Raw genomic sequence first — 20,410 nt, 5'->3', positions numbered from 1 at the left:
GCGGGTTATGGCGGCGCAGGTCCGCTGTCGCCTGCGCACTCACCCGGCCAGCTATCTCAACTGTTCAATCGAAGTCTTGGCGTCGTGGATAACGACGTCCCCAAAGTCGCCCTCAAGAGTCAACGCATTTTCCACCATAGATACGCTTTCAAGCTCGCCAAAAGTATGACGACCGCTTGCGTCCGTGAGATGCCCTTTCAAATTAAGCGCGCCGAAAGTGATGTCCAGAGAAGCGCCGGCTATATTCCAGGCCGAAAGCTTGTAATTAGCCCCGTTCTCAGCACAGACGACCATCTCGAAGTAGAGATGATTTTGGTCTAGAGTGATCGACAGGACTTCGGATTCTTCAAGATCGCAGAGGTTCATAGAAAGTGGGTTGATGTTGAGACTAGCCGTCCGCTCCTGGCCGCTTGCAGACGTCAGGTCAGGCCGTTTACGACCCATAGCGTACATCAAACCGCTGAGCCACCGGATTGATGGCGCGATTTTTGAGTATGGTGACCGGGCCTTCGACGGCAGGCCAGAGTTGAATGTAATAGCGATCATTTCCCTCCAAACCGTCGGGCCAAACCGTGTTCAGGCCGGCGTAGTTCACTCGGACCCGATACGTCCCCGGAGCAAGGTGGAAACGGGCCGCTTCCTCCAGATCATCGGCCCAGCCTGCCACAACGATCTTCCCGCTGCCGAATGTGACTGAGCACTCGACAATATGGTCAAAGCTGTCGGCTTCCATCATGGGTTTGCAATCCACGACGCCAATCGTCACAGGGACAGCTGTGTTCCGAACGGTCCCGACGCCTATCGTCCCAGGGGCTACAGCGAGAAGGCGATCAACGGCATCGTCGGACCAGGCCTCGGATAGATTTCCTTCGGCATCCTCATCCTGGAGGTAGAACTGGTAGTAGTCAGCGAACAGCGCGAGATCGCGATGAATCATGCAAGGCTCCAAATATCGACATGACTGTACTGCGATGAAGTAGCAAGCACAAGCTTCTGTTAGGCGCGCCAAGTGAGTCCTTGTTTGGAAGTCAATCCTGACTTACAAGTCACTCCCTAAAATGCTACGCTACCGGGCATGAGCTCACCTGAACCACTTTATACCGATCCCTCCCGCCTCCATGAAGCCCTGCAGGGCGACGGCTATGGGCTGCTGCGCCCTGCCGATGTCGCCGCGCTGGCCGGCTGCTCGCTTGGCGAGCTGTCGGCGCTCGTGCCGAGCTGGGACCATCTCGAACTGGACAACTACCTGAAGGACGGCGGCCGCTACCGGCGCCGGCGCCACTCCTGCTTCATCGACGACGGCAGGACGCTGGCGCAGACGCCGCACCGCGCGCACTGGCAGCCGGTCGAATACAACGCCCTGCACGGCGGCATGCACCGCCTGTTCGAGCCGATCGAGCCGGCGACGATCGCGCAACCTGCCTGGAAGCGCCTGCTGCGCTCACTCGGCGCCGTCTGCTCGAGCGTGCGGGCTGCGCAGCCCTGGTATGTGGAAGCGCACCAGTTCCGCATCGATACCGCCGACGGCATCGGCCGCCCCACGCCGGAAGGCGCGCACCGCGACGGCGTCGATTTCGTGGCCGTGATCCTGATCGGGCGCACCGGCATCAAGGGCGGCGAGACGCGCATGTTCGAGGCCGACGGTCCGCGCGGCCTGCGCTTCACGATGACCGAACCGTGGACCCTGCTGCTGCTCGACGACGCCCGCGTCATCCACGAGTCGACGCCGATCCAGCCGCTGGCCGGGCACGGTTACCGCGATACGCTGGTGCTGACCTGGCGCGCCCGCAGCTTCCAGGGCGAAGGCGTCTGAGCGCCCAACACAACCGCCATGGCTGCGTTGCATCGTCTCGCCGTACTAGCGTACTGTCTTCGCCGATGCGCCTTGCCCTGACGGTTGTGTTAGACGCTTTAAGCCCAGGGGACCAAAAAAACGCCCGCGTACCTTGCGGTAGCGGGCGGCAATCCAGTCATTCGGAGAAAAACTGGAGGAGACAGTTCCAATATATCCGGGTTTATGGTGCACTGCAATACCGTAAAACTACGGTAGCAACACCGTATCCGCCCTATGAAGAGTGACCGTGCGTATGTACATGCTCATTCGCGGTGAATCTCTTTTGCGGCACCGCATCATAAGCGTGCGACAAGCAACAGATTGCACCAGCCCAGTGCAAATTTACACGATCAGCCCTTGCCTACGCTCACTGGCGGCGCGGGATCGGAACCCGACGCCGGCTCGCAAGGGGGCGAAATTTTTTTCGCAGTGTCAGTTTCCTGTGCCTCCCGTGCCGCAGTCACCCTTTCCATCGCGCGCATCGAGGGCGTCATGGCATGCGAGGGCACGCGCGTGCTGGGTGCGACCGTGCCGAGCTGGGGCTCGGGCCTGGTGCTGGCGCGTGCCGGCAAGGCGCTCGAAGCGCGCTGCGAATTGTCCGGCACCTTGCAAGCCGCGGCGAACACCGCAGTTTCCGGACTGGTGGGCGACGCCGGGTCCTGCACGGCGCATCCCGGCAGCCCTGCGCATACGGCGGCAACGACGAGCGGCATGTTCATGGTCTCCTCCATCGACATGCCATTCTAGCCCTCCCGGCGCTTTATGACAGCGGCAGCAGCACCCCGTGCGCTGCCTTGACCAGCGCGGCCCCCATGCGCTCGACGCGCTGCGGCTGGATCCGCCACGCATGCCAGTACAGCGGCACATCGGTGTGCAGCTGTGGCGCCAGGTCGACCAGGCCGCCCTCGTCCAGCATCGCCTGGCATTGCTCGAGCGGCAGCATGCCGTAGCCGAAGCCGAGCCGGATCGCCGCCACGTAGGGATCGCTGGCGGGCACGTAATGGCAGGGGTAGCTTCCCTCGGGCAGGCCAAGGTGCTCAAGCAGGAAGGCGGCCTGCAGCGAATCCTTGCGGTCGAACACGACCACCGGCGCGCGCCCGGCCGCCTCGCGGTTCAGGCCCTCGGGGAACCAGCGTCGCGCAAAGCTGCTCGCCGCCACCATCCGGTAGCGCATCACGCCGAGCAGGGTCGCGGTACAGCCGTGCATCGGCTGGGCGTTGCCGGCAATGCAGGCGACGGCGCGCCCCTCTTCCAGCAGTGCAAAAGTATGGCCCTGGTTGTCGAGCACGAAGTCGACCAGCAATGCTTCCTCAGCCAGGATCGGCGCCAGCGCGGGCAGCAGCCAGGTCGCCAGCGTGTCGTTGTTGACGGCCAGGGCCACGCGCGCCGGCCCCGCATCGACGCCCATCTCGAGCAGGAACTCCGACTCGAGCAACGTGCTGCGGCGCAGATATTGCAGCAGGCGCATGCCGGGAACCGTGGGCCTGCAAGGCCGGCTGCGCACCAGCAGCGGCGTGCCGAATTCCTGCTCCAGCGCCGAAATGCGCTGGGAGATGGCCGAGGGCGAGATGCCGAGCTGGCTTGCCGCCAGCTCGAGGCTCCCCGTATCGACGGCAGCGGTAAAGGCAGTACTGCGGCGGGGATCGACTCTCATGGATCAGTTTTTCTTAAGTACCCTTAATAATCATGAATATAATTGAATCTGCCAAGCCAGGTTGAGAAAATGCCCCCTCTTACAAGGAGCTGCGATGTTTTCCCAACAAGTGTTTTTACAGGGGCTTGGCTTGGGCGCCAGCCTGATCATGGCGATTGGCGCGCAGAATGCCCACGTCATCAGGACCGGCGTGCGCGGCGAGCACGTGTTCGCCACCGTGCTTGCCTGCATTGTGATCGACGTGCTGCTGATCGCGCTCGGCATGTCGGGCCTGGGCAGGCTGATCGAATCGTCCCCGAGCTTGCTGGCGCTGGCGCGCTACGGCGGGGCCGCCTTCCTGGTCTGGTATGGCTGGCGTTGCTGGGCCAGCAGCCTGCGTGGCGGCGCGGCACTGGCCTTGTCAAACCCGGGGCAAGCCCTGACCTTGAAACGGGCGCTGGTGACCGTGCTGGCCCTCTCGCTCCTGAATCCCCATGTCTGGCTCGACACCGTCGTGCTGCTCGGCGCCGTCGGCAGCAGCCTGGCCGGCGACCAGCGCAGCGCGTTCGCCCTGGGCGCCATGACCGCCTCGGTCCTGTGGTTCACGGCGCTGGGCCTCGGGGCGCGGCGCTTCGCGACGGTGCTGGGCCGCCCGGCGGTATGGCGCGTGATCGAAGCGCTGACGGGCACGCTGATGCTGGCGCTGGCCTGGCTGCTGCTGGCCGGTACCTGATCCGGACCTGGCAGGAAGGGAGGGTGCGAACGGTTGAACTCGTGTCAACTTTTCGCGCCTTTTGGTAGACTGCTCCATTGCGCGCAAGGCGACCGCCTTGCTTGAATTTGGAACCAGGAAATCCACGCACATGCCCTCCTCGACACCACGTTTTTTACCCCTTGCCTGTTCGGCGCATCTACTTCCGCTTGTGTTCCTCCTTGCACTGTCCGGCTGCGGCAAGAAGGAAGATGAAAAAAAGAATGCGCCCGCCACGCCAGCGCTGACCGTCACGGTCGCGCGCCCGAGCTCGGCCAGCCTGCCGCTACGCCTGGGCGCCAACGGCAACGTCGCCGCCTGGCAGGAAGCGATCATCGGCAGCGAGTCGGCCGGGCTGCGCCTGCTGGAAGTGCGCGTGAACGTCGGCGACGTGGTGAAGAAGGGTGAAGTCCTGGCCGTGTTCTCGGCCGACACGGTCAATGCCGATGTCGAGCAGGCGCGCGCCGCGCTGCAGGAAGCGCAGGCGAATGCCGCCGAGGCGACCGCCAACGCACGGCGTGGCCAGGTCCTGAAAAGCTCCGGCGCCATGAGCGAGCAGCAGGTGACGCAATACTTCACCGCCGAGCGCACCGCGCAGGCACGCGTGGCCGCGGCCAAGGCCACGCTGGCCCAGCAGAACCTGCGTCTGAAGTACACGCAGGTGGTCGCGCCCGACAGCGGCATCATCTCGGCGCGCAGCGCGACGGTGGGCGCGGTGGTCGGCGTCGGCACCGAAATGTTCCGCCTGATCCGCCAGGGCCGCCTCGAATGGCGCGCCGAAGTGGTCGCGAACGACATCGGCCGCATCAAGCCCGGCACCCGCGTGACCGTGAAAGCGGCCAACGGCAGTGAGGTCAACGGCAAGGTGCGCATGATCGCGCCGACGGTCGATGCGCAGACGCGCACGGCGCTGGTGTATGTCGACCTGCCGCCTTCCCTGTCTTCCAACGCGCCGCTGAAGGCCGGCATGTTCGCCGGCGGCGAATTCGAACTCGGAGCGTCCGACGCGATGACGGTGCCGCAGCAGGCCATCGCCGTGCGCGACGGTTTCAGCTACGTGTTCCGCCTCAATCCCGACAGCCGCGTGAGCCAGCTGAAGGTGAACACGGGCCGGCGCCTGGGCGAACGGATCGAAGTGGTTGGCGGCCTGGCACCGGACGCGCAGATCGTCGTCCAGGGCGCGGGCTTCCTGAACGACGGCGACCTCGTGAGGAATGTGCCGGCAACGCCGGCGCCGGCTTCCGCCCCTGCTGCCGCACCTTCCAAGGTCGCGGCGCGCTAAGGACCGATGATGAATTTTTCCGCACTATCGATCCGCAACCCGATTCCGGCGATCCTGCTGTTCGCCCTGCTCACGCTGGCGGGCCTGCTCGCCTTCAAGGCCAACAAGATCCAGTTCTTCCCGGATATCGAACTGCCGATCGTGACCGTCACCGCCACCCTCGACGGCGCGGCGCCGGCCCAGTTGGAGACCGAGGTTGCGCGCAAGATCGAGGATTCGGTGGCCACGCTGCAGGGCGTGAAGAACATCTATACCAAGGTGCTCGACGGCGTGGCCACGGTCACCGTCGAATTCATCCTCGATAAAAACCTGTCCGACGCCGTCAACGACGTGCGCGACGCCGTCTCGCAGGTGCGCTCCGACATGCCGGCCGAGATGCGCGAGCCGAGCGTCACCAAGGCGGCCACCGCCGGGCGCACCTTGCTGGCCTTTACGGCTACCGCCAAGCCGGGTTCTGCCCTCGATGACCAGGAACTGAGCTGGTTCGTCGACAACGCCGTCGCCAAGCGCCTGCTCTCCGTGCCCGGCATGGGAGCCGTGAAACGCGTGGGCGGCGTCGATCGCGAAGTGCGGGTCGAGCTGAACGCCGAGCGCATGGCGGCGCTGCGTGTCTCCGCCCTGGACGTGTCGCGCCAGTTGCGCAACGTGCAGCGCGAAGCGCCGGGCGGGCGCGGCGATGTGAGCGGCGCCGAGCAGTCGGTGCGCACCCTGGCCACCGTCGCCAGCGCGCAGGAGCTGGCGCGCATGGACATCCCGCTGCCGGACGGGCGCCGCGTGCGCCTCGATGAAGTGGCGACCGTGCTGGACACCGTCTCCGAGCCGCGCTCCGTGGCCGAGCACGACGGGCGCCGCGTGGTCGGCTTCGAAATCTTCCGCACCCGCGGCGCCAGCGAAACCGAAGTAGCGGCAGGCGCGCGCGCCGCCGTGGCCGAACTGCAGAAAGCGCATCCGAACGTGGTGCTGCGCGAAGTCGTCGACAACGCCGAGCCGGTGCAGGAGAACTTCGACGCCTCGATGGAGATGCTCTACGAAGGCGCAGTGCTGGCGGTGATCGTGGTCTGGTGGTTCCTGCGCGACTGGCGCGCCACCTTCGTCGCCGCCGCCGCGCTGCCCCTGTCGGTGATCCCGGCCTTCCTTGGCCAGTACCTGTTCGGCTATACGCTCAACATGGTGACGCTGCTGTCGCTGGCCCTGGTGGTCGGCGTGCTGGTCGACGACGCGATCGTCGAGATCGAGAACATCGCGCGCCACCTGAACATGGGGAAGACGCCGATGCAGGCGGCGCTGGAAGCGGCCGACGAAATCGGGATGGCCGTGATTGCGACCACCTTCTCGCTGGTGGCGGTGTTCCTGCCGACAGCCTTCATGGGCGGCATTCCCGGGCGCTTCTTCAAGCAGTTCGGCTGGACGGCGGTGCTGGCGATCCTGGCCTCGCTGGTGGTGGCGCGCCTGCTGACGCCCATGATGGCGGCCTACATCATGAAGCCTGCCAAGAACCCGCACGAGGAAAAGGACGGCCCGCTGATGCGCCGCTACATGGGCACGATGCAGTGGTGCCTGCGCCACCGCCTGATTACTGCGATCGCAACGGCCGTGTTCTTCGTCGCCTCGATCTCGCTGGTGCCGCTGCTGCCGACCGGCTTCGTGCCCGCCGCCGACCGCGGCCAGACGATCATCAACGCCGAACTGCCGCCTGGCTCGACGCTGGCGCAGACCCGCGTCGTGGCCGAGCAGGCGCGCCTGGCGGCGATGCGCGTGCCCGGCGTGACGAGCATCTTCAGTTCGATCGGCGGCGGTTCGAGCGGCGACGCCTTTGCGCCCGGCGCCTCGGCCGAGGCGCGGCGCGCGGTACTGACCGTGACGACCGTGCACCGCAGCGACCGCGACGAGGGGTTGTCCGAGCTGGAGCGCCAGATCCGCACCCAGCTCTCGAGCATTCCGGGCGCGCGCTTCACCGTCGGCCAGGCCGACACCGGCGGCAAGCTCCAGCTCGTGCTGCGCAGCGAAGACCCGGCCGCCCTGGCGGCGGCCGCCCAGCGCGCCGAACGCGAGCTGCGCACGCTGCAGGGCATCGGCAACGTCAGTTCCAGTGCCTCGCTGGTGCGCCCTGAGATCATCGTGCGGCCGAATTTTGCACGCGCGGCCGACCTGGGCGTGACCGCTGCCGCCATCGGCGAAACGGTGCGCGTGGCCACCGCCGGCGACTACGAGCAGGCGCTGCCGAAAATGAACCTGTCCGAGCGCCAGGTGCCGATCCGGGTCAAACTGCCGGACACGGTGCGGGCCGACCTGGACGCCATCGGCCGCCTGACCGTGCCCGGCAAGAACGGGCCAGTGCTGCTGGCGACGGTCGCCGACATCACGATGGAAAGCGGCCCGGCCGAGATCTCGCGCCTGAACCGCAGCCGCAACGTGACGCTCGACGTCGAACTGGGAAGCCGCACGCTGGGCGAGGTGAACGCCGAGGCACGCGCCCTGCCCGCTTTCGCCAAGCTGCCGGCCTCGGTGCAGATCGCGGAACTGGGCGACGCCCAGGAGATGCAGGCCCTGTTCGCCAGCTTCGGCATCGCCATGACGATCGGCGTGCTGTGCATCTACGGCGTGCTGGTGCTGCTGTTTGCCGACTTCATGCAGCCGCTGACCATCCTCGCGGCGCTGCCCTTATCCATTGGTGGTGCCTTCGTGGCGCTCCTGATTACCAACAGCGCGCTGTCGATGCCGACCATGATCGGCCTGATCATGCTGATGGGGATCGTGACCAAGAACTCGATCCTGCTGGTCGATTACGCGATCCTGGCGCGGAAAGCCGGCATGGCGCGCTTCGAGGCGCTGGTCGATGCCTGCCACAAGCGCAGCCGGCCGATCGTGATGACGACGATCGCCATGGGCGCCGGCATGATGCCGCTGGCGCTGGGCCTGTCGGGCGACCCGAGCTTCCGCTCGCCGATGGCGATTGCCGTGATCGGGGGCCTGATCACGTCGACGCTGCTCAGTCTGCTGGTGGTGCCGGCGGTATTCACCTATGTCGACGATGTCAAGCTGATGCTGGGCCGTGGGGTGCGCAGGATGCGGCGCCATCCGCACGAGCCTTTGAGGCTGAAGGAGCCGACGGCGGTGAAATGATCGTCAGGGCGCGGCCATGCTGAAAACGCTACAGGACCTGATGCAGCCGCCCCCGGGCATGGCCTTCGACTTCAGCCAGCCGCCCGGCGAGCCGGCGCTGGCGCCGCACGACGGCGTCGCCTGGCGGGTGTTCGCCAATCCCGTCTCGCTGTTTGTCGGCGGCGTGGCCGCGGTGCTGCTCGAGCTGGCCGAGCCATCGGTACGCTCGGGCGTGTGGGACTACGGCGGCTTTCAGCGCGATCCGGGCATGCGCCTGCGCCGCACCGGCTTTGCGGCCATGATGACGGTCTATGGCCCGCGTTCGGCAAGCGAGAAGCTGATCGCGCAGGTGGTGCGCATGCATGACCACGTGAAGGGGACCACGCCCGACGGGCTCCCGTATCACGCCAACGACCCGCGCCTGCTCGACTGGGTGCAGGCGACCGCCGGCTTCGGGTTTATCGAGGCCTATCATCGCTACGTGCGACCCCTGACGCCGGCCGAGAAGGATGCCGTCTTCGCCGAAGGCGAGCCTGCCGCCCGGCTGTATGGCGCGACCGGCGCACCGCGCTCCTGGGCGGCGTGGGAAGCCCTGCTCGCCCGAACCGCGCCAGCCCTGGAGGCCTCAAGCATCCTCGCCGACTTCCTGCGGATCATCACCGACGCGCCGATCCTGCCGGCGCCGATGCGCCCGCTCCAGCGGCTGCTGGTGCGCGCCGCCGTCGAGATCACGCCGGAGCCGGTGCGTTCGCTGCCGCAGTTGCGCGGCCGCGGACTGCGCCCGGGTGAGGCGACGCTGGCGCGCGCGCTGGCGCAGGCGGCGCCGCTGCTGCCACTCGGGGACACGCCACCGCTGCAGGCCGCCCGGCGCCTGGCGGCATCCAGGACGAAGAACTGATACCGACTCTAAAACGAAAAACGCCGGCACATGGTGCCGGCGTTTTCATGACAGATTTGCTATCCGATCAGAAGATGATCGCGAGCAGGATAATGATCGGGATTGGAATCCCCAGCACCCAGAGAAGAATCGAACGCATGACGTCCTCCTTGAATTAACGATCGGATACGGCGGCCAGGCCGTCGCGCTGTTTGCCGCCGAGGGTGGCGCACCAGCTCGCCACGAAAGCGCCGAGCAGCAGCGCCACGGTCAGCCACAGGGCGGTGCCGGCCGCAGCCTTGCGTGCCTTGTCGGCCGCGTCCTTCGCGGTTGCCGTGGCCTTGTCGGCCGCTGCCTTGCCGCGGTTATAGACCTCGTCGACGCGCTGCTGCGCGGCGGCCGGGTCCATGCCGGTGTGTTCGGCAACGCGGCGTGCCAGGTAGGCGCGGTCGTCCGGCGCCAGGGCGCCGTTCTTGACGCTGGTGGCGAGGATGCGCATGGCTTCCTGGCGCAGGCCCGGGTCGTTCAGGGCCGTTGCCGCGCCTTGCGCTGCGGGCTTGTCGCTACGCATCAGCATGTCGGAAAAGTAGTCGAGCGGATTGGCACCCACACCACCTTCGTCCGATGCGGCGCCTGCGGCTGCAGCGCCGCTCATCATCGCGGTCTTGGCCACGCCGGCGCCCGCATCGGCGGCGGTACCGAGCATCTTGCTCATGATGCCGCCGAAGAAGGCGGCCGTCACCAGCGTCGACAGGGCCCAGGTCAGCATGCCGTGGGCCGTGTCGCGGAAATAGACTTCGTCGTTATGGATGCTGGACCACTTGACGCGCAGGCGTCCGGCCAGGTAGCCGCCCAAAGCCGAAGCGGCGAGCTGGGTGAAACTGAGCCAGAGGATGGCGCCGATACCGAGCGCGACGGCGCTGTTGTCTTCGTAGGGCGACATGGCGGAGAAGCCCAGGCCGGAGCCGAGCAGGTACAGGACGATCGAGACTGCGGCGGCGGCAACGGCGCCGGCAATGATGGCGCCCCACGAGACGCCGGAACGCTGCGCTTCGTCGCCGGGCTCGGCAGCGCCGTTGGTAGGGACGCGCGTCGTCCCGCTCACTGGTTGAGCTTGCATAAAATTTCCCTCATGATTGTTATTCTTGAAGTACCAGACGCCCGGTCAAACATGTGTTGGCCGGGCGTCTGGTCAGGGTGCGCTACAGATTAGTAGTCGCGGCGGCGGCTGCCGCCGAGCAGCTTGGCCAGGATGTAGCCGGCGCCCAGGGCGATGGCCACGGCGGTGCCTGGCTTGGTACGCACATACTCGCGGCCCGAATCGGCCAGTTGCTGGTAGGTGTCGCCCATCTGGGCCGAACGGTTGCTGAACTGACCCGACGCGCTGCTGAGCAGGCCGCTCAGCTTGTCGACACCGGCGTGGGCGGTGCTGACGACGCGCTCGACGATCGGCTGGGCTGCTTCAGCAGCCTTGTCGATGCTCTTGTGCAGCTCGTCTGGCTTGACCTTGGCCATCATGCCAGCCGACGAAGAATCGCCGCCGGTGCTGCCGGTGCTGGCCGAGCCGGTCGAACCGCCCATGGCGCCCGACGAACCGCCCATCGAACCCGACGAGCTGCCCGAACCCGAGGTGCCGCCGGTCGACGACGAGCCGCCGATGGCGCCCGTCGAACCCGACGACGAACCCGTGGTCGACATGCCCGAGGAACCGGTCGAACCGGACGACGAGCCCGAGGTCGACATGCCGGCGGCGCCGGTCGAACCCGACGATGAACCCGAGCCCGACAGGCCGCTCGACGAACCGCCCAGGCCGCCGCTGCTGCCGGCGCCGCTCGAACCCATGCTGCCGGTGGTGCCGGCGTTGCTGGTGCCGCCGACAGCGCCGCTGCTCGAACCCGTTGCCGGGCTGGCGCTCGACGACGAGCTGCCGCTCAGGCTGCCCGACGAGCCGGCGCTGGCCGACGAACCGGTGCTGCCCTTGCCCAGGCTCGAGGTCGACTTGTCGTCCTTGCCCATGCTGCTGCCATTGCCCTGCTTGCTGGCATCAACGCCTTTTCCCTCGCTCGACTTCTGATTATCCATGACTTTTGTCCTTGTAAAATGTAAGACCAACGCGGAGTGGACCGGTACCCGACCATCACACATTCTTCCTCGATTCCGCTCGAAACAAAACGGAGGCGCGAAAATGTACTGCGCTATATCAATGGATCGTTCGGGTTTTGCCTTCGATCATCGATTTGTGTCGACGACCTCCGGCAAGCTCAAAAGTTCCGTCAATTGCCACGTCACTTTCGCATCCCGTTTTGCAAGCCTACGCTGTTTTGGCGTAGTGCACGATTGCGGCGGTCGGGTAACCACGTCGCGATACAAAAAATATAACAAATGGGCTAGCCCGACCGTGCGCTGACTAACAGAGCCATGGGTTCGATGCCGATAGAGCAAAAATAAGCGCGAAAGCCGGGGCGTTCGCCGACGTTTTAATGAACACAGGAAATAAAGGCGGACTGCTGGCAAGTTTCCTGTTCAGTTTCTTGTTGACAAGCCAAACCGCACTGCTACTATGTCGTAACTCGATATATCGACACTCACTGTATCGACAGTGGCTATAGCGAGTGGCAGACCCAGGAGCGCACATGGCAGCACCCGACTATTCAAAATACCTTCCCTTGTCCGAGGCAACCTATTACATCCTGGTCGCCCTCGACGAGCCCCTGCACGGCTACGCGATCATGCAAAAGGTCGAAGCGATGAGCGAGGGCACCGTGGTCATCGGGCCCGGCACCCTCTACGGCGCTTTCTCTACCCTGGAGAAGCAGGGCCTGATTGCCATGGTCAAGGAAGAGGCGCGCCGCAAGTACTACGCGCTTACCGAACGCGGCCGGGAAGTCCTCGCCGAACAGTTACGTCGCCTGCACATCATGGTGCGCAACGGCAAGGACGCGGCTGCGTCGCTAAAGAAGGAAGGTGCGGCATGAGCGCTCAACTCGTCACCAAATTCAAGTTCTTCTGGGACGATGCCGACCATGCGATCGAACGCTGGCTGGAAGACATGGCGCGCCAGGGCCTGCACCTGCACAAGATGGGCCTGCTGCACTACCACTTCGTCTTCCGGCGCGGCGAGCCGGCCGAGATGACGTACCGGATCGATTTCCGGATGATGCGTCCGTCCCCGGACTACCTGCAATTGTTCAGCGACGCCGGATGGGAGCATGCCGGCCAGTCGCTGGGCTGGCAAATCTGGCGTGCGCCATCCTACGCGGGGCGCACTCCGGAAATCTTCACCGATGTCGAATCGCGCATCAAGAAATACCAACGCCTGCTGTGGCTGTTCGCGCTTGCCTGGTCGCCGGCGCTCGTCCTGCTGCCCTTCGAGCGCGGCCAGGCCATGTGGGATACGCCCCAGGACATTGGGAGGATGCTCGCAGGGCTCGGCTTCACGGCCTATGTGGTAACGCGCCTGGTCCGCCGCATACGCAAGCTGCGCAACCCGGTCCCGTAGAGCGCTACGCAGGTCGCCCGGCACCGACTTTTACACTTCTGAGGAGTTCTAAAAATGAAATTTCGCATTTCATGGGCGGTGCTCGCCCTGACGTTTTGCATCGCGGCGAGGGCCCAGGCGGCGCCTCCCCCCGGACGCGATTGCCACCTGCCCGGCAGCGGAGCCACCCTGCGCTGCCATGCCATCGCGGTCCCGCTCGACCCGCAGCACCCGAACGGCAAGCAGCTGCAGCTGCATGTGACGGTCGCGCCGGCGTTTCGCCAGGTGGCCAGTCCGGATCCCCTGTTTGTGCTGGCCGGCGGGCCGGGCCAGGCGGGCTCGGACATCGTCGCCGCCCATGCGACGGTCTTCCAGCGCGTGCGCGCCACCCGCGACATCGTCTTCATCGACCAGCGCGGCACCGGCCTGTCGGGCAAGCTGCGCTGTCCCGGCACCCCCATCGACGAAGCTGCAAACGACGCCGACATGCGGGACCGCGTCGCGCGCTGCCTGAAGGCGCTGAAGCATCCACTCCACCTGTACACCACCGCGAATGCGGCGCACGACCTCGAACGCGTGCGCCTGGCACTGGGCTATGGCAAGGTCAACCTGTTCGGCGGTTCCTACGGCACGCGCCTCGGGCAGAGCTATGCGCGCAGCTATCCCGGCAGCGTGCGCGCACTCATCCTCGACGGTGTTGCCGCCCCCGAGCGGGTGATTCCGGCCGCCGCAGCCGACGCCCAGCGCGCGCTCGACGGGGTATTCCAGCGCTGCGCGGCGGACAAGGCCTGCGCCCAGGCTTTCCCGCACCTGGCAGCCGAGTTCGATGCCCTGCTGGCACGCGTGAATGCCGGCGCCGTCAAGCTCGACTTTGCCCATCCGCGCACAGCGCAGCCTGCCCGCCTGCCGCTGTCGAACATGCTCTTCACCTCCACCATCCACCGCAGCCTGTATTCGCCAGCCACCAGCCAGCGCCTGCCTTACCTGATCCACAGTGCCGCGCAGGGCAACTGGGGGCCCTTCCTCGCGCGCGGCTCGGCCGGCACCGACTACTCGCCCGAAGGCCCGCTTGCCCTGCCGCTGCTCGTGGCCATCCTGTGCGCGGAAGACATCCCGCGCCTGACACCTGCGCTGCGCGATGCCGACGAGCGTGGCTCCTTCATGCGCGGCAATGCCGGGCGCATCGCCGCGCTTTGCCCCCTTGCCGGGGTGCCGGCCGCCGCCGCGCCGTCGGCTACCCCCATCCACGCGCCTGCCCTGCTGCTGTCGGGCGCACTCGACCCGGTCACGCCGCCGCATGGCGCCGCCAGCGCCGCCAAAGCCATGCCGAAGGCGCAGCACCTCGTCGTTCGCCAGGCCGCCCATGGCGTCGCCGGGCTGGGCTGCACGCCGCGGCTGCTGCGCGAATTCCTCGACCAGCCGCACCAGCAGCTCGCCGCCCGCTGCCTGGACGATATTCCCCTCCCCGCTTTCCAGCTTGGCCACGCCGGCACCCACCCATAAAGGACAGCCATGATTGAAGTCACAGACATTCACAAGCGTTTTGGCGACGTGCACGCACTGCGTGGCGTCAGCTTCACCGCCGCCGACGGCAGGGCCACTGCGCTGCTCGGCCCGAACGGCGCCGGCAAGACCACGCTGATGCGCACCCTCGTCGCCCTGCTCGGCCGCGAGCGCGGCACGGTCAGTATCGACGGCATCGACCCCGCGGCCGATCCGCTCGGCGCGCGCCGCAATGTCGGCCTGCTGACCGACCAGTTCGGCCTGTACGAACGCCTGAGCACCCGCGAATACCTGCGCTATTTCGGGCGGATCAACGGCATGGACCAGGCGGCGATCGCGCGCCGCACCGACGAGGTGACCGAATTGCTGGGCCTGGAAGACATCCTGGACCGCCCCTGCCGGGGATTCTCGCAGGGCCAGCGCATCAAGGTCGCGCTGGCTCGAACCCTGCTCCATCGCCCGCGCAACCTGCTGCTCGACGAACCCACCCGCGGCTTGGACGTGATGAGCACGCGGGCCTTGCGGCGCGCGCTGGCGGCCCTGCGCGCCGAGGGCTGCTGCATCATCCTCGCCACCCACGTGATGCAGGAAGTGACGCAATTGTGCGACGACGTGATCGTCATCGCCAAGGGCCAGACCGTGGCGCAGGGATCGCCACGGGAACTGTGCGAACAAACGGGTATCGCCAGCCTGGAGGACGCGTTTGTCCACCTGGTTGGCACGGAAGAAGGGATTGCAGCATGAAATCAAGCAAAATCGTGACCAACATCGTGCCACTCTGGATGGTCGTGATGACGAAGGAATTGACGGAGGCGCTGCGCGACCGGCGCACGCTAATCATGCTGGGGATGCTCACGTTGCTGTACCCGGCGCTGGTTGGCCTGCTCCTGAACAAAATGATCGAGCGTGGCACGCGCACCGGAAAGGCCGGCATCGAGCTGGTCGTCATCGGCGGCGCGCAGGCGCCGAATTTGCTGGCGCAGTTGCGCGAGAAAAGCGTGAACGTCAGCGAGCGCGGTCCGATGAACGATGCCGAGATCAAGGCGCTGCTGCGCGAGAAGAAGGTCGTGGGCGTGCTCAGGCTCGGTGCCGAGTTTGCCGACTACTATGCCGAGGTACGCCCTGCGCCGCTCGAATTGTGGTTCGACTCGTCAGCCGAGAAACAGGACCAGCGGCTCGAACTGGAAAGCATCCTGCGCGGCTACGCCAACGGCATTGCGGGCGCCCGCCTGGAAGCGCATGGCGTGTCGGCCGCCGTCCTGTCGCCGCTGCGGCTGGAGCGCTACGATACGGCGGGCGGCTCCAGCACGCGCATCAGCACCCTGCTCGGCATGTTCTTCGTGCCGGTATTCCTGTTCGGCCTGTCGATGGCCATCGACAGCACTGCCGGCGAACGCGAGCGCCGCTCGCTCGAGGTGCTGATGGCCCAGCCGATGCGCGCACGCGACCTGGTCATCGGCAAGTGGCTGGCCGCATCCCTGCTGGCCGCGATTGGCCTGACGGTCGAACTGGTCGTCGCCCATGGCGTGCTGTCGACGCTGCCTCTGGAGGAGATCGGCCTGTCCTGGCGCCTGGGCCTGCCCATGCTGGCCGTCGTGGTCGCGACCGCCCTGCCCCTGTGCCTGTTCGTAGGCGCGGTCCAGGTGGCGATGGCGATGAATTCGAAGACCTTCAAGGAAGCGCAGACAACCGCCAGCATCGTCGTCGTGCTGCCGATGCTGCCCATGCTGGCCGTCCCGATGTTTGAGATGAGCACGCAGTCCTGGATGTACGCGGTGCCGGTGCTGTCGAACCAGACCATGCTGCAGTCGCTTGCCTCCAACCAGGCGCCGGGCGCTCTGGCTTACCTGCTGACCTGCATCGTGCCTTTGCTGCTGGCATGGGCGGCCGTGGCATTCGCCTCGCGCAGGATGAAGAGCGAGCAGTATGTGATGGGGATCTGAAGCGAAAAAAGGGTTGCATGCAAAAGCATGTAACCCTTTTCTCTTGCTACCGAATTCTGGTGCCGCTGACCGGAATCGAACTGGTGACCTTCGCATTACGAATGCGCTGCTCTACCGACTGAGCTACAGCGGCTCTACGCGGGCAAACCCGACGAAGAGCCGTATTCTAGCAAACAACCCGGCAAACTTGCTAGTCCGACTCGGCAATTTCGCGAGAATTTTGCCAGAAAGCTACTTATTCAGCGTGGTAGCGCGTGACCAGCTCGACTTCTTCCTTCGAACCGAGGAACACCGGCACGCGCTGGTGCAGCTTGGTCGGGGAAATGTCCATGATGCGGTTGACGCCGTCGGTCGCCGCGCCGCCGGCCTGCTCGACGATCATCGCCATCGGGTTCGCTTCGTACATCAGGCGCAGCTTGCCCGGCTGGGCAGGGTCGCGCATGTCGGCCGGGTACATGAAGACGCCGCCGCGGTTCAGGATGCGGTGCACGTCGGCCACCATCGAGGCGATCCAGCGCATGTTGAAGTCCTTGGCGCGGGGGCCGGTTTTACCCTCCAGCATTTCGTCGATGTAGCGCTGCACCGGCGGGTGCCAGTGGCGCTTGTTCGACATGTTGATGGCGAACTCCTTGGTGGTCGATGGGATCTGGATGTCGCTCTGGGTCAGCACCCAGGAACCCATTTCGCGGTCGAGCGTGAAGCAGTGCACGCCGTCGCCGGTGGTCAGCACCAGCATGGTCTGCGGGCCGTACACGGCATAGCCTGCCGCCACCTGCGCCGTGCCCGGCTGCAGGAAGGCGGCCTCGGTCGGCTCGCCCATGCCTTCCGGCGCCTTCAGGACCGAGAAGATGGTGCCGATCGACACGTTGACGTCGATGTTCGACGAGCCGTCGAGCGGATCGAACAGCAGCATGTACTCGCCCTTCGGATAGCGGTTCGGGATCGGGTGGATGCTTTCCATCTCTTCCGACGCCATCGCCGCCAGGTGGCCGCCCCACTCGTTCGCTTCGAGCAGGATCTCGTTGGAGATCACGTCGAGCTTCTTCTGCACTTCGCCCTGGATGTTTTCGGTGTCGGCGCTGCCGAGGATATCGCCCAGCGCGCCCTTGCTGACTTCATAGCTGATGCGCTTGCAGGCGCGCGCCACGACCTCGATCAGGAGGCGCAGCTCGGCCGGAATGCTGTTGTGGAGGCGCTGCTGCTCCACGAGGTGTTGCGTGAGACTGACGCGTTTCATTTACTTCCTTTGGTTTGGATTGAATGCTTGTAATTAATTAGCGAGCGCTTTGCCCACGACTTCACGCACGTCGTTCGACAGGCGTTGCTGCCCTGCGACCTGTTGCAGCGCCTTTTTCATCTGCTCCTGCAGCTCGGGCGTGTAACGGCGCCAGCGGTCCATCGCGCGCGCCAGGCGGCTCGCCACCTGCGGGTTCAGGGCGTCGAGCGTGATCACCTGCTCGGCCCAGAAGGCGTAGCCGCTGCCGTCGGGCGCGTGGAACTGTACCGGATTGCCGGCGCAGAAGCTGGAAATCAGGCTGCGCGCGCGGTTCGGGTTGCGCAGGTTGAAGGCCGCATGGCGCATCAGGCCGCGCACGGCCGGCACGTCGGTGGTGGCGGCGGAAGCCTGCATCGCGAACCATTTGTCGATGACCAGCGGCTCGTCCTCGAACTCGTCGTAGAAGCGCTGCAGGGAAGCGTCGGCACCCGGCGCCCGGGCATGGATCAGCGCGCTCAGCGCGGCGACACGGTCGGTCATGTTGCCGGCCTCGTCGAACTGGCGCTGGGCCAGTGCCAGGCCTTCCTCGTCCTGGGCCGCGGTGAGGTAGGCCAGGCACAGGTTTTTCAGGGCGCGCTTGCCGCTTGATAACGCATCCGGGCTGTACTCGCCCGGGGTCGCGTTGGCGGCGTACTGCGCCAGCAATTCGGTGCGCAGGCGCGCGCCGATATTGGCGCGCATGAACTGGCGCGCGAGGTGGATCGACAGCGGATTGACCACCTCGATCTGCTCCGCCACCATGCCTTCGGACGGCAGCAGCAAGGCCTGTTCACGGAAGCTTGGGTCGAGCGTCTCGTCGCTCAGCATCTTGCCAAGCGCCATCAGGAAGGTGTCGTCCAGGTTCAGGGGTGCATCGACGCCGGCTTCGCCGGTCAGTTTCAGCAGGCGCCCCATGGCCAGGCGCTGGCCGGCTTCCCAGCGGTTCACGGCGTCGCTGTCATGGCTGAACAGGTGCAGCAGGTCGGCATCGCCATAGTTAAAGTCGAGAATGATCGGCGCGGAAAAGTCGCGCAGGATCGACGGCGTCGGCTGCTCGAGCACGTTCTCGAAGACGAAGCTTTGTTCGCTTTCCGTCAGTTCCAGCACGGCGGTATTCCCCTTCTCCTCACCGTTGATACGCAGCGGCATGTCGCGCCCGTCGGCGCCGAGCAGGCCGACGGCGATCGGGATGTGGAACGGGAACTTGCGCGTCTGGCCGGGCGTGGCCGGGCAGGACTGCATGAAGGTCAGGGTGTAGGTCTTCGCCAGCTCGTCGTACCGGGTTTCGGCGCGCACGACCGGGGTGCCGGCCTGGCTGTACCAACGATCGAACAGGGTCAGGTCGCGGCCATTGGCGTCGGCCATGGCAAGGCGGAAATCATCGACCGTGACGGCCTGGCCGTCATGGCGCTCGAAGTACAGGTCCATGCCCTTGCGGAAGCCTTCGCGGCCCAGCAGGGTCTGGTACATGCGCACGACTTCAGCGCCTTTTTCGTACACGGTGACCGTGTAGAAATTGTTGATCTCGACGAACGAGTCAGGACGCACCGGATGCGCCATCGGGCCCGCATCTTCCGGGAACTGGGCCTGGCGCAAGGTGCGCACCTGGTCGATGCGGCCCACTGCGCGGCCGCTTTCGGTACCGATCATGTCGGCCGAGAATTCCTGGTCGCGGAACACCGTCAGGCCTTCCTTCAGCGACAGCTGGAACCAGTCGCGGCAGGTGACGCGGTTGCCGGTCCAGTTGTGGAAGTACTCGTGGCCAACCACGGCTTCGATGCCCTGGAAGTCGATGTCGGTCGCCACGCGCGGATTGGCCAGCACGAACTTGGTGTTGAAGATGTTCAGGCCCTTGTTTTCCATCGCGCCCATGTTGAAGTCGCTCACGGCAACGATCATGAAGCGGTCGAGGTCGAGCTCCAGGCCCCAGCGCTCTTCGTCCCAGCGGATGCTGTTCTTCAGCGACTGCATGGCGTAATCGGTCTTGTCGAGGTTGCCCTCTTCGACCCAGACCTGGAGCAGCGCGTCGCGCCCGTCCGCCAGCCTGAATGTCTCTTCCTGGCACACCAGGCTCGCCGCGACCAGGGCGAACAGGTAAGAAGGCTTCTTGAACGGGTCTTCCCACTTGGCGTAGTGGCGGCCGTCGCCCAGCTCGCCCTCTTCCACCAGGTTACCGTTCGACAGCAGCACCGGGTATTTTTCCTTGTCCGCGCGCAGCATGACGGTGAAGACCGCCATCACGTCCGGACGGTCCGGGAAGAAGGTAATCGCGCGGAAGCCCTCGGCTTCGCACTGCGTGTAGAAATTGCCGTTCGACGTGTACAGGCCGTTGAGCGTGGTGTTGAGCTCCGGCGCGCAAATCGTCTCGATCTCGAGCGTCACCTCGTCTGGCGTATCCGGGATGGTCAGCAGGCTGCCTTCGATGCGGTAATCCTGGGTGCCCAGGGTATTGCCGTTCATGCGCAGCGCCACCAGCTCCAGATTTTCCCCGTAGAGCTCGATTTCGCGCTGGGCGCTGTCCGGGTTGCGCCGCATCGTCATCCGGTTGGCGACGATGGTGCGGGCGGGATCGAGGTCAAAGCCGAGCTCGACGGTATCGACGAGGTAGCTGGGCGGGGTGTAGTCTTTCCGGTAAATCGTCTGGGGCGTGTCGGTGCGCATGGGATGTCCGAAAATACAGTCGAAGAAGGTCTTATTCTACCAACAAGAATTCCCTGCCCTCACGCGATTTCCGTGTATCGGAATGTGTCTG

The 20,410-nt window shown here is 65.6% G+C and carries 18 protein-coding genes and 1 tRNA gene; 11 read left to right on the top strand and 8 right to left on the bottom strand.

Annotated features, from left to right (window positions below; genetic code table 11):
- Positions 1-51 precede the first annotated feature (51 nt).
- Both ACFPN5_RS16470 and ACFPN5_RS16465 read right to left on the bottom strand, forming a co-directional pair.
- Entirely contained in the window at positions 52-444 is a 393-nt protein-coding gene (locus tag ACFPN5_RS16470; RefSeq protein WP_379784851.1) for a hypothetical protein, read from the bottom strand.
- Positions 434-937: a hypothetical protein gene (locus ACFPN5_RS16465; RefSeq protein WP_379784850.1), complete on the bottom strand. Its 504-nt coding sequence runs from the start codon at positions 935-937 to the stop codon at positions 434-436. Before ACFPN5_RS16465 ends, ACFPN5_RS16470 begins: the two co-directional genes overlap by 11 nt.
- 138 nt (positions 938-1,075) lie before the next feature.
- Here ACFPN5_RS16465 and ACFPN5_RS16460 point away from each other — a divergent pair, with 138 nt between their 5' ends.
- Positions 1,076-1,813 (top strand): 2OG-Fe dioxygenase family protein, encoded by a 738-nt coding sequence (locus ACFPN5_RS16460; RefSeq protein WP_379784849.1) that lies wholly within the window; start codon positions 1,076-1,078, stop codon positions 1,811-1,813.
- 378 nt (positions 1,814-2,191) lie between these two features.
- Positions 2,192-2,581, top strand: a complete 390-nt coding sequence (locus ACFPN5_RS16455) for a hypothetical protein (RefSeq protein WP_379784848.1) — start codon at positions 2,192-2,194, stop codon at positions 2,579-2,581.
- A 13-nt stretch (positions 2,582-2,594) separates the two neighbouring features.
- Here the strand turns inward: ACFPN5_RS16455 and ACFPN5_RS16450 are convergent, their stop codons facing one another.
- Positions 2,595-3,488, bottom strand: a complete 894-nt coding sequence (locus ACFPN5_RS16450; RefSeq protein WP_379784847.1) for a LysR family transcriptional regulator ArgP — start codon at positions 3,486-3,488, stop codon at positions 2,595-2,597.
- A 94-nt stretch (positions 3,489-3,582) separates the two neighbouring features.
- On the opposite strand from ACFPN5_RS16450, the gene ACFPN5_RS16445 reads away from it, so the two are divergent.
- From ACFPN5_RS16445 to ACFPN5_RS16430, 4 genes are all read left to right on the top strand, one after another.
- Entirely contained in the window at positions 3,583-4,200 is a 618-nt protein-coding gene (locus ACFPN5_RS16445; protein WP_379784846.1) for a LysE/ArgO family amino acid transporter, read from the top strand.
- 130 nt (positions 4,201-4,330) lie between these two features.
- Positions 4,331-5,500, top strand: coding sequence for an efflux RND transporter periplasmic adaptor subunit (locus tag ACFPN5_RS16440; RefSeq protein ID WP_379784845.1), 1,170 nt, complete (start codon positions 4,331-4,333; stop codon positions 5,498-5,500).
- A gap of 9 nt (positions 5,501-5,509) precedes the next feature.
- On the top strand, positions 5,510-8,623 hold the full coding sequence (locus ACFPN5_RS16435; RefSeq protein ID WP_379785729.1) for an efflux RND transporter permease subunit: 3,114 nt from the start codon (positions 5,510-5,512) through the stop codon (positions 8,621-8,623).
- Between the two features lie 16 nt (positions 8,624-8,639).
- Positions 8,640-9,500, top strand: a complete 861-nt coding sequence (locus ACFPN5_RS16430) for an oxygenase MpaB family protein (RefSeq protein WP_379784844.1) — start codon at positions 8,640-8,642, stop codon at positions 9,498-9,500.
- 154 nt (positions 9,501-9,654) lie between these two features.
- On the opposite strand, the gene ACFPN5_RS16425 is transcribed toward ACFPN5_RS16430, so the two are convergent.
- Together ACFPN5_RS16425 and ACFPN5_RS16420 are read right to left on the bottom strand one after the other, a co-directional pair.
- Entirely contained in the window at positions 9,655-10,599 is a 945-nt protein-coding gene (locus tag ACFPN5_RS16425; RefSeq protein WP_379784843.1) for a hypothetical protein, read from the bottom strand.
- Positions 10,600-10,688: 89 nt separating this feature from the next.
- Positions 10,689-11,561 (bottom strand): ElaB/YgaM/YqjD family protein, encoded by an 873-nt coding sequence (locus tag ACFPN5_RS16420; protein WP_379784842.1) that lies wholly within the window; start codon positions 11,559-11,561, stop codon positions 10,689-10,691.
- 551 nt (positions 11,562-12,112) lie between these two features.
- Between ACFPN5_RS16420 and ACFPN5_RS16415 the strand changes: the two genes are divergently transcribed.
- From ACFPN5_RS16415 to ACFPN5_RS16395, 5 genes are read left to right on the top strand one after another with little or no spacing between them, the layout of a single operon-like run.
- Positions 12,113-12,454, top strand: coding sequence for a PadR family transcriptional regulator (locus ACFPN5_RS16415; protein ID WP_379784841.1), 342 nt, complete (start codon positions 12,113-12,115; stop codon positions 12,452-12,454).
- Entirely contained in the window at positions 12,451-12,978 is a 528-nt protein-coding gene (locus tag ACFPN5_RS16410; RefSeq protein ID WP_379784840.1) for a DUF2812 domain-containing protein, read from the top strand. Before ACFPN5_RS16415 ends, ACFPN5_RS16410 begins: the two co-directional genes overlap by 4 nt.
- A 54-nt stretch (positions 12,979-13,032) precedes the next feature.
- The gene (locus ACFPN5_RS16405) at positions 13,033-14,460 is read left to right on the top strand and encodes an alpha/beta fold hydrolase (protein WP_379784839.1); all 1,428 of its coding nucleotides are present in this window, start codon (positions 13,033-13,035) and stop codon (positions 14,458-14,460) included.
- A gap of 9 nt (positions 14,461-14,469) precedes the next feature.
- Complete coding sequence (locus tag ACFPN5_RS16400) at positions 14,470-15,204, top strand: ABC transporter ATP-binding protein (RefSeq protein ID WP_379784838.1); 735 nt, start codon at positions 14,470-14,472, stop codon at positions 15,202-15,204.
- The gene (locus ACFPN5_RS16395) at positions 15,201-16,403 is read left to right on the top strand and encodes an ABC transporter permease (protein ID WP_379784836.1); all 1,203 of its coding nucleotides are present in this window, start codon (positions 15,201-15,203) and stop codon (positions 16,401-16,403) included. The genes ACFPN5_RS16400 and ACFPN5_RS16395 overlap by 4 nt, the downstream gene beginning before the upstream one ends.
- Before the next feature lie 57 nt (positions 16,404-16,460).
- Here ACFPN5_RS16395 and ACFPN5_RS16390 read toward each other — a convergent pair.
- The 3 genes from ACFPN5_RS16390 to pepN all read right to left on the bottom strand — a co-directional run bounded on the left by ACFPN5_RS16390 (position 16,461) and on the right by pepN (position 20,319).
- A tRNA-Thr gene (locus ACFPN5_RS16390) sits at positions 16,461-16,536 on the bottom strand.
- Between the two features lie 102 nt (positions 16,537-16,638).
- A complete protein-coding gene (locus ACFPN5_RS16385; RefSeq protein ID WP_379784835.1) occupies positions 16,639-17,640 on the bottom strand; it encodes a class 1 fructose-bisphosphatase in 1,002 nt (333 codons plus the stop codon).
- Positions 17,641-17,673: 33 nt separating this feature from the next.
- Complete coding sequence (gene pepN, locus ACFPN5_RS16380; RefSeq protein ID WP_379784834.1) at positions 17,674-20,319, bottom strand: aminopeptidase N; 2,646 nt, start codon at positions 20,317-20,319, stop codon at positions 17,674-17,676.
- Between the last annotated feature and the right edge of the window lie 91 nt (positions 20,320-20,410).

The sequence above is a fragment of the Massilia niabensis genome (assembly GCF_042655085.1).
Classification (GTDB): domain Bacteria; phylum Pseudomonadota; class Gammaproteobacteria; order Burkholderiales; family Burkholderiaceae_D; genus Telluria; species Telluria niabensis.
This window is presented reverse-complemented; position numbering and strand designations above follow the sequence as displayed.

Excerpts from the sequence above, each read along its gene's own strand:
- ACFPN5_RS16470 (WP_379784851.1), bottom strand. The coding sequence starts at position 444 with ATGGGTCGTAAACGGCCTGACCTGACGTCTGCAAGCGGCCAGGAGCGG.
- ACFPN5_RS16465 (WP_379784850.1), bottom strand. The coding sequence starts at position 937 with ATGATTCATCGCGATCTCGCGCTGTTCGCTGACTACTACCAGTTCTAC.
- ACFPN5_RS16460 (WP_379784849.1), top strand. The coding sequence starts at position 1,076 with ATGAGCTCACCTGAACCACTTTATACCGATCCCTCCCGCCTCCATGAA.
- ACFPN5_RS16450 (WP_379784847.1), bottom strand. The coding sequence starts at position 3,488 with ATGAGAGTCGATCCCCGCCGCAGTACTGCCTTTACCGCTGCCGTCGAT.
- ACFPN5_RS16445 (WP_379784846.1), top strand. The coding sequence starts at position 3,583 with ATGTTTTCCCAACAAGTGTTTTTACAGGGGCTTGGCTTGGGCGCCAGC.
- ACFPN5_RS16440 (WP_379784845.1), top strand. The coding sequence starts at position 4,331 with ATGCCCTCCTCGACACCACGTTTTTTACCCCTTGCCTGTTCGGCGCAT.
- ACFPN5_RS16435 (WP_379785729.1), top strand. The coding sequence starts at position 5,510 with ATGAATTTTTCCGCACTATCGATCCGCAACCCGATTCCGGCGATCCTG.
- ACFPN5_RS16430 (WP_379784844.1), top strand. The coding sequence starts at position 8,640 with ATGCTGAAAACGCTACAGGACCTGATGCAGCCGCCCCCGGGCATGGCC.
- ACFPN5_RS16425 (WP_379784843.1), bottom strand. The coding sequence starts at position 10,599 with ATGCAAGCTCAACCAGTGAGCGGGACGACGCGCGTCCCTACCAACGGC.
- ACFPN5_RS16420 (WP_379784842.1), bottom strand. The coding sequence starts at position 11,561 with ATGGATAATCAGAAGTCGAGCGAGGGAAAAGGCGTTGATGCCAGCAAG.
- ACFPN5_RS16415 (WP_379784841.1), top strand. The coding sequence starts at position 12,113 with ATGGCAGCACCCGACTATTCAAAATACCTTCCCTTGTCCGAGGCAACC.
- ACFPN5_RS16410 (WP_379784840.1), top strand. The coding sequence starts at position 12,451 with ATGAGCGCTCAACTCGTCACCAAATTCAAGTTCTTCTGGGACGATGCC.
- ACFPN5_RS16405 (WP_379784839.1), top strand. The coding sequence starts at position 13,033 with ATGAAATTTCGCATTTCATGGGCGGTGCTCGCCCTGACGTTTTGCATC.
- ACFPN5_RS16400 (WP_379784838.1), top strand. The coding sequence starts at position 14,470 with ATGATTGAAGTCACAGACATTCACAAGCGTTTTGGCGACGTGCACGCA.
- ACFPN5_RS16395 (WP_379784836.1), top strand. The coding sequence starts at position 15,201 with ATGAAATCAAGCAAAATCGTGACCAACATCGTGCCACTCTGGATGGTC.
- ACFPN5_RS16385 (WP_379784835.1), bottom strand. The coding sequence starts at position 17,640 with ATGAAACGCGTCAGTCTCACGCAACACCTCGTGGAGCAGCAGCGCCTC.
- pepN (WP_379784834.1), bottom strand. The coding sequence starts at position 20,319 with ATGCGCACCGACACGCCCCAGACGATTTACCGGAAAGACTACACCCCG.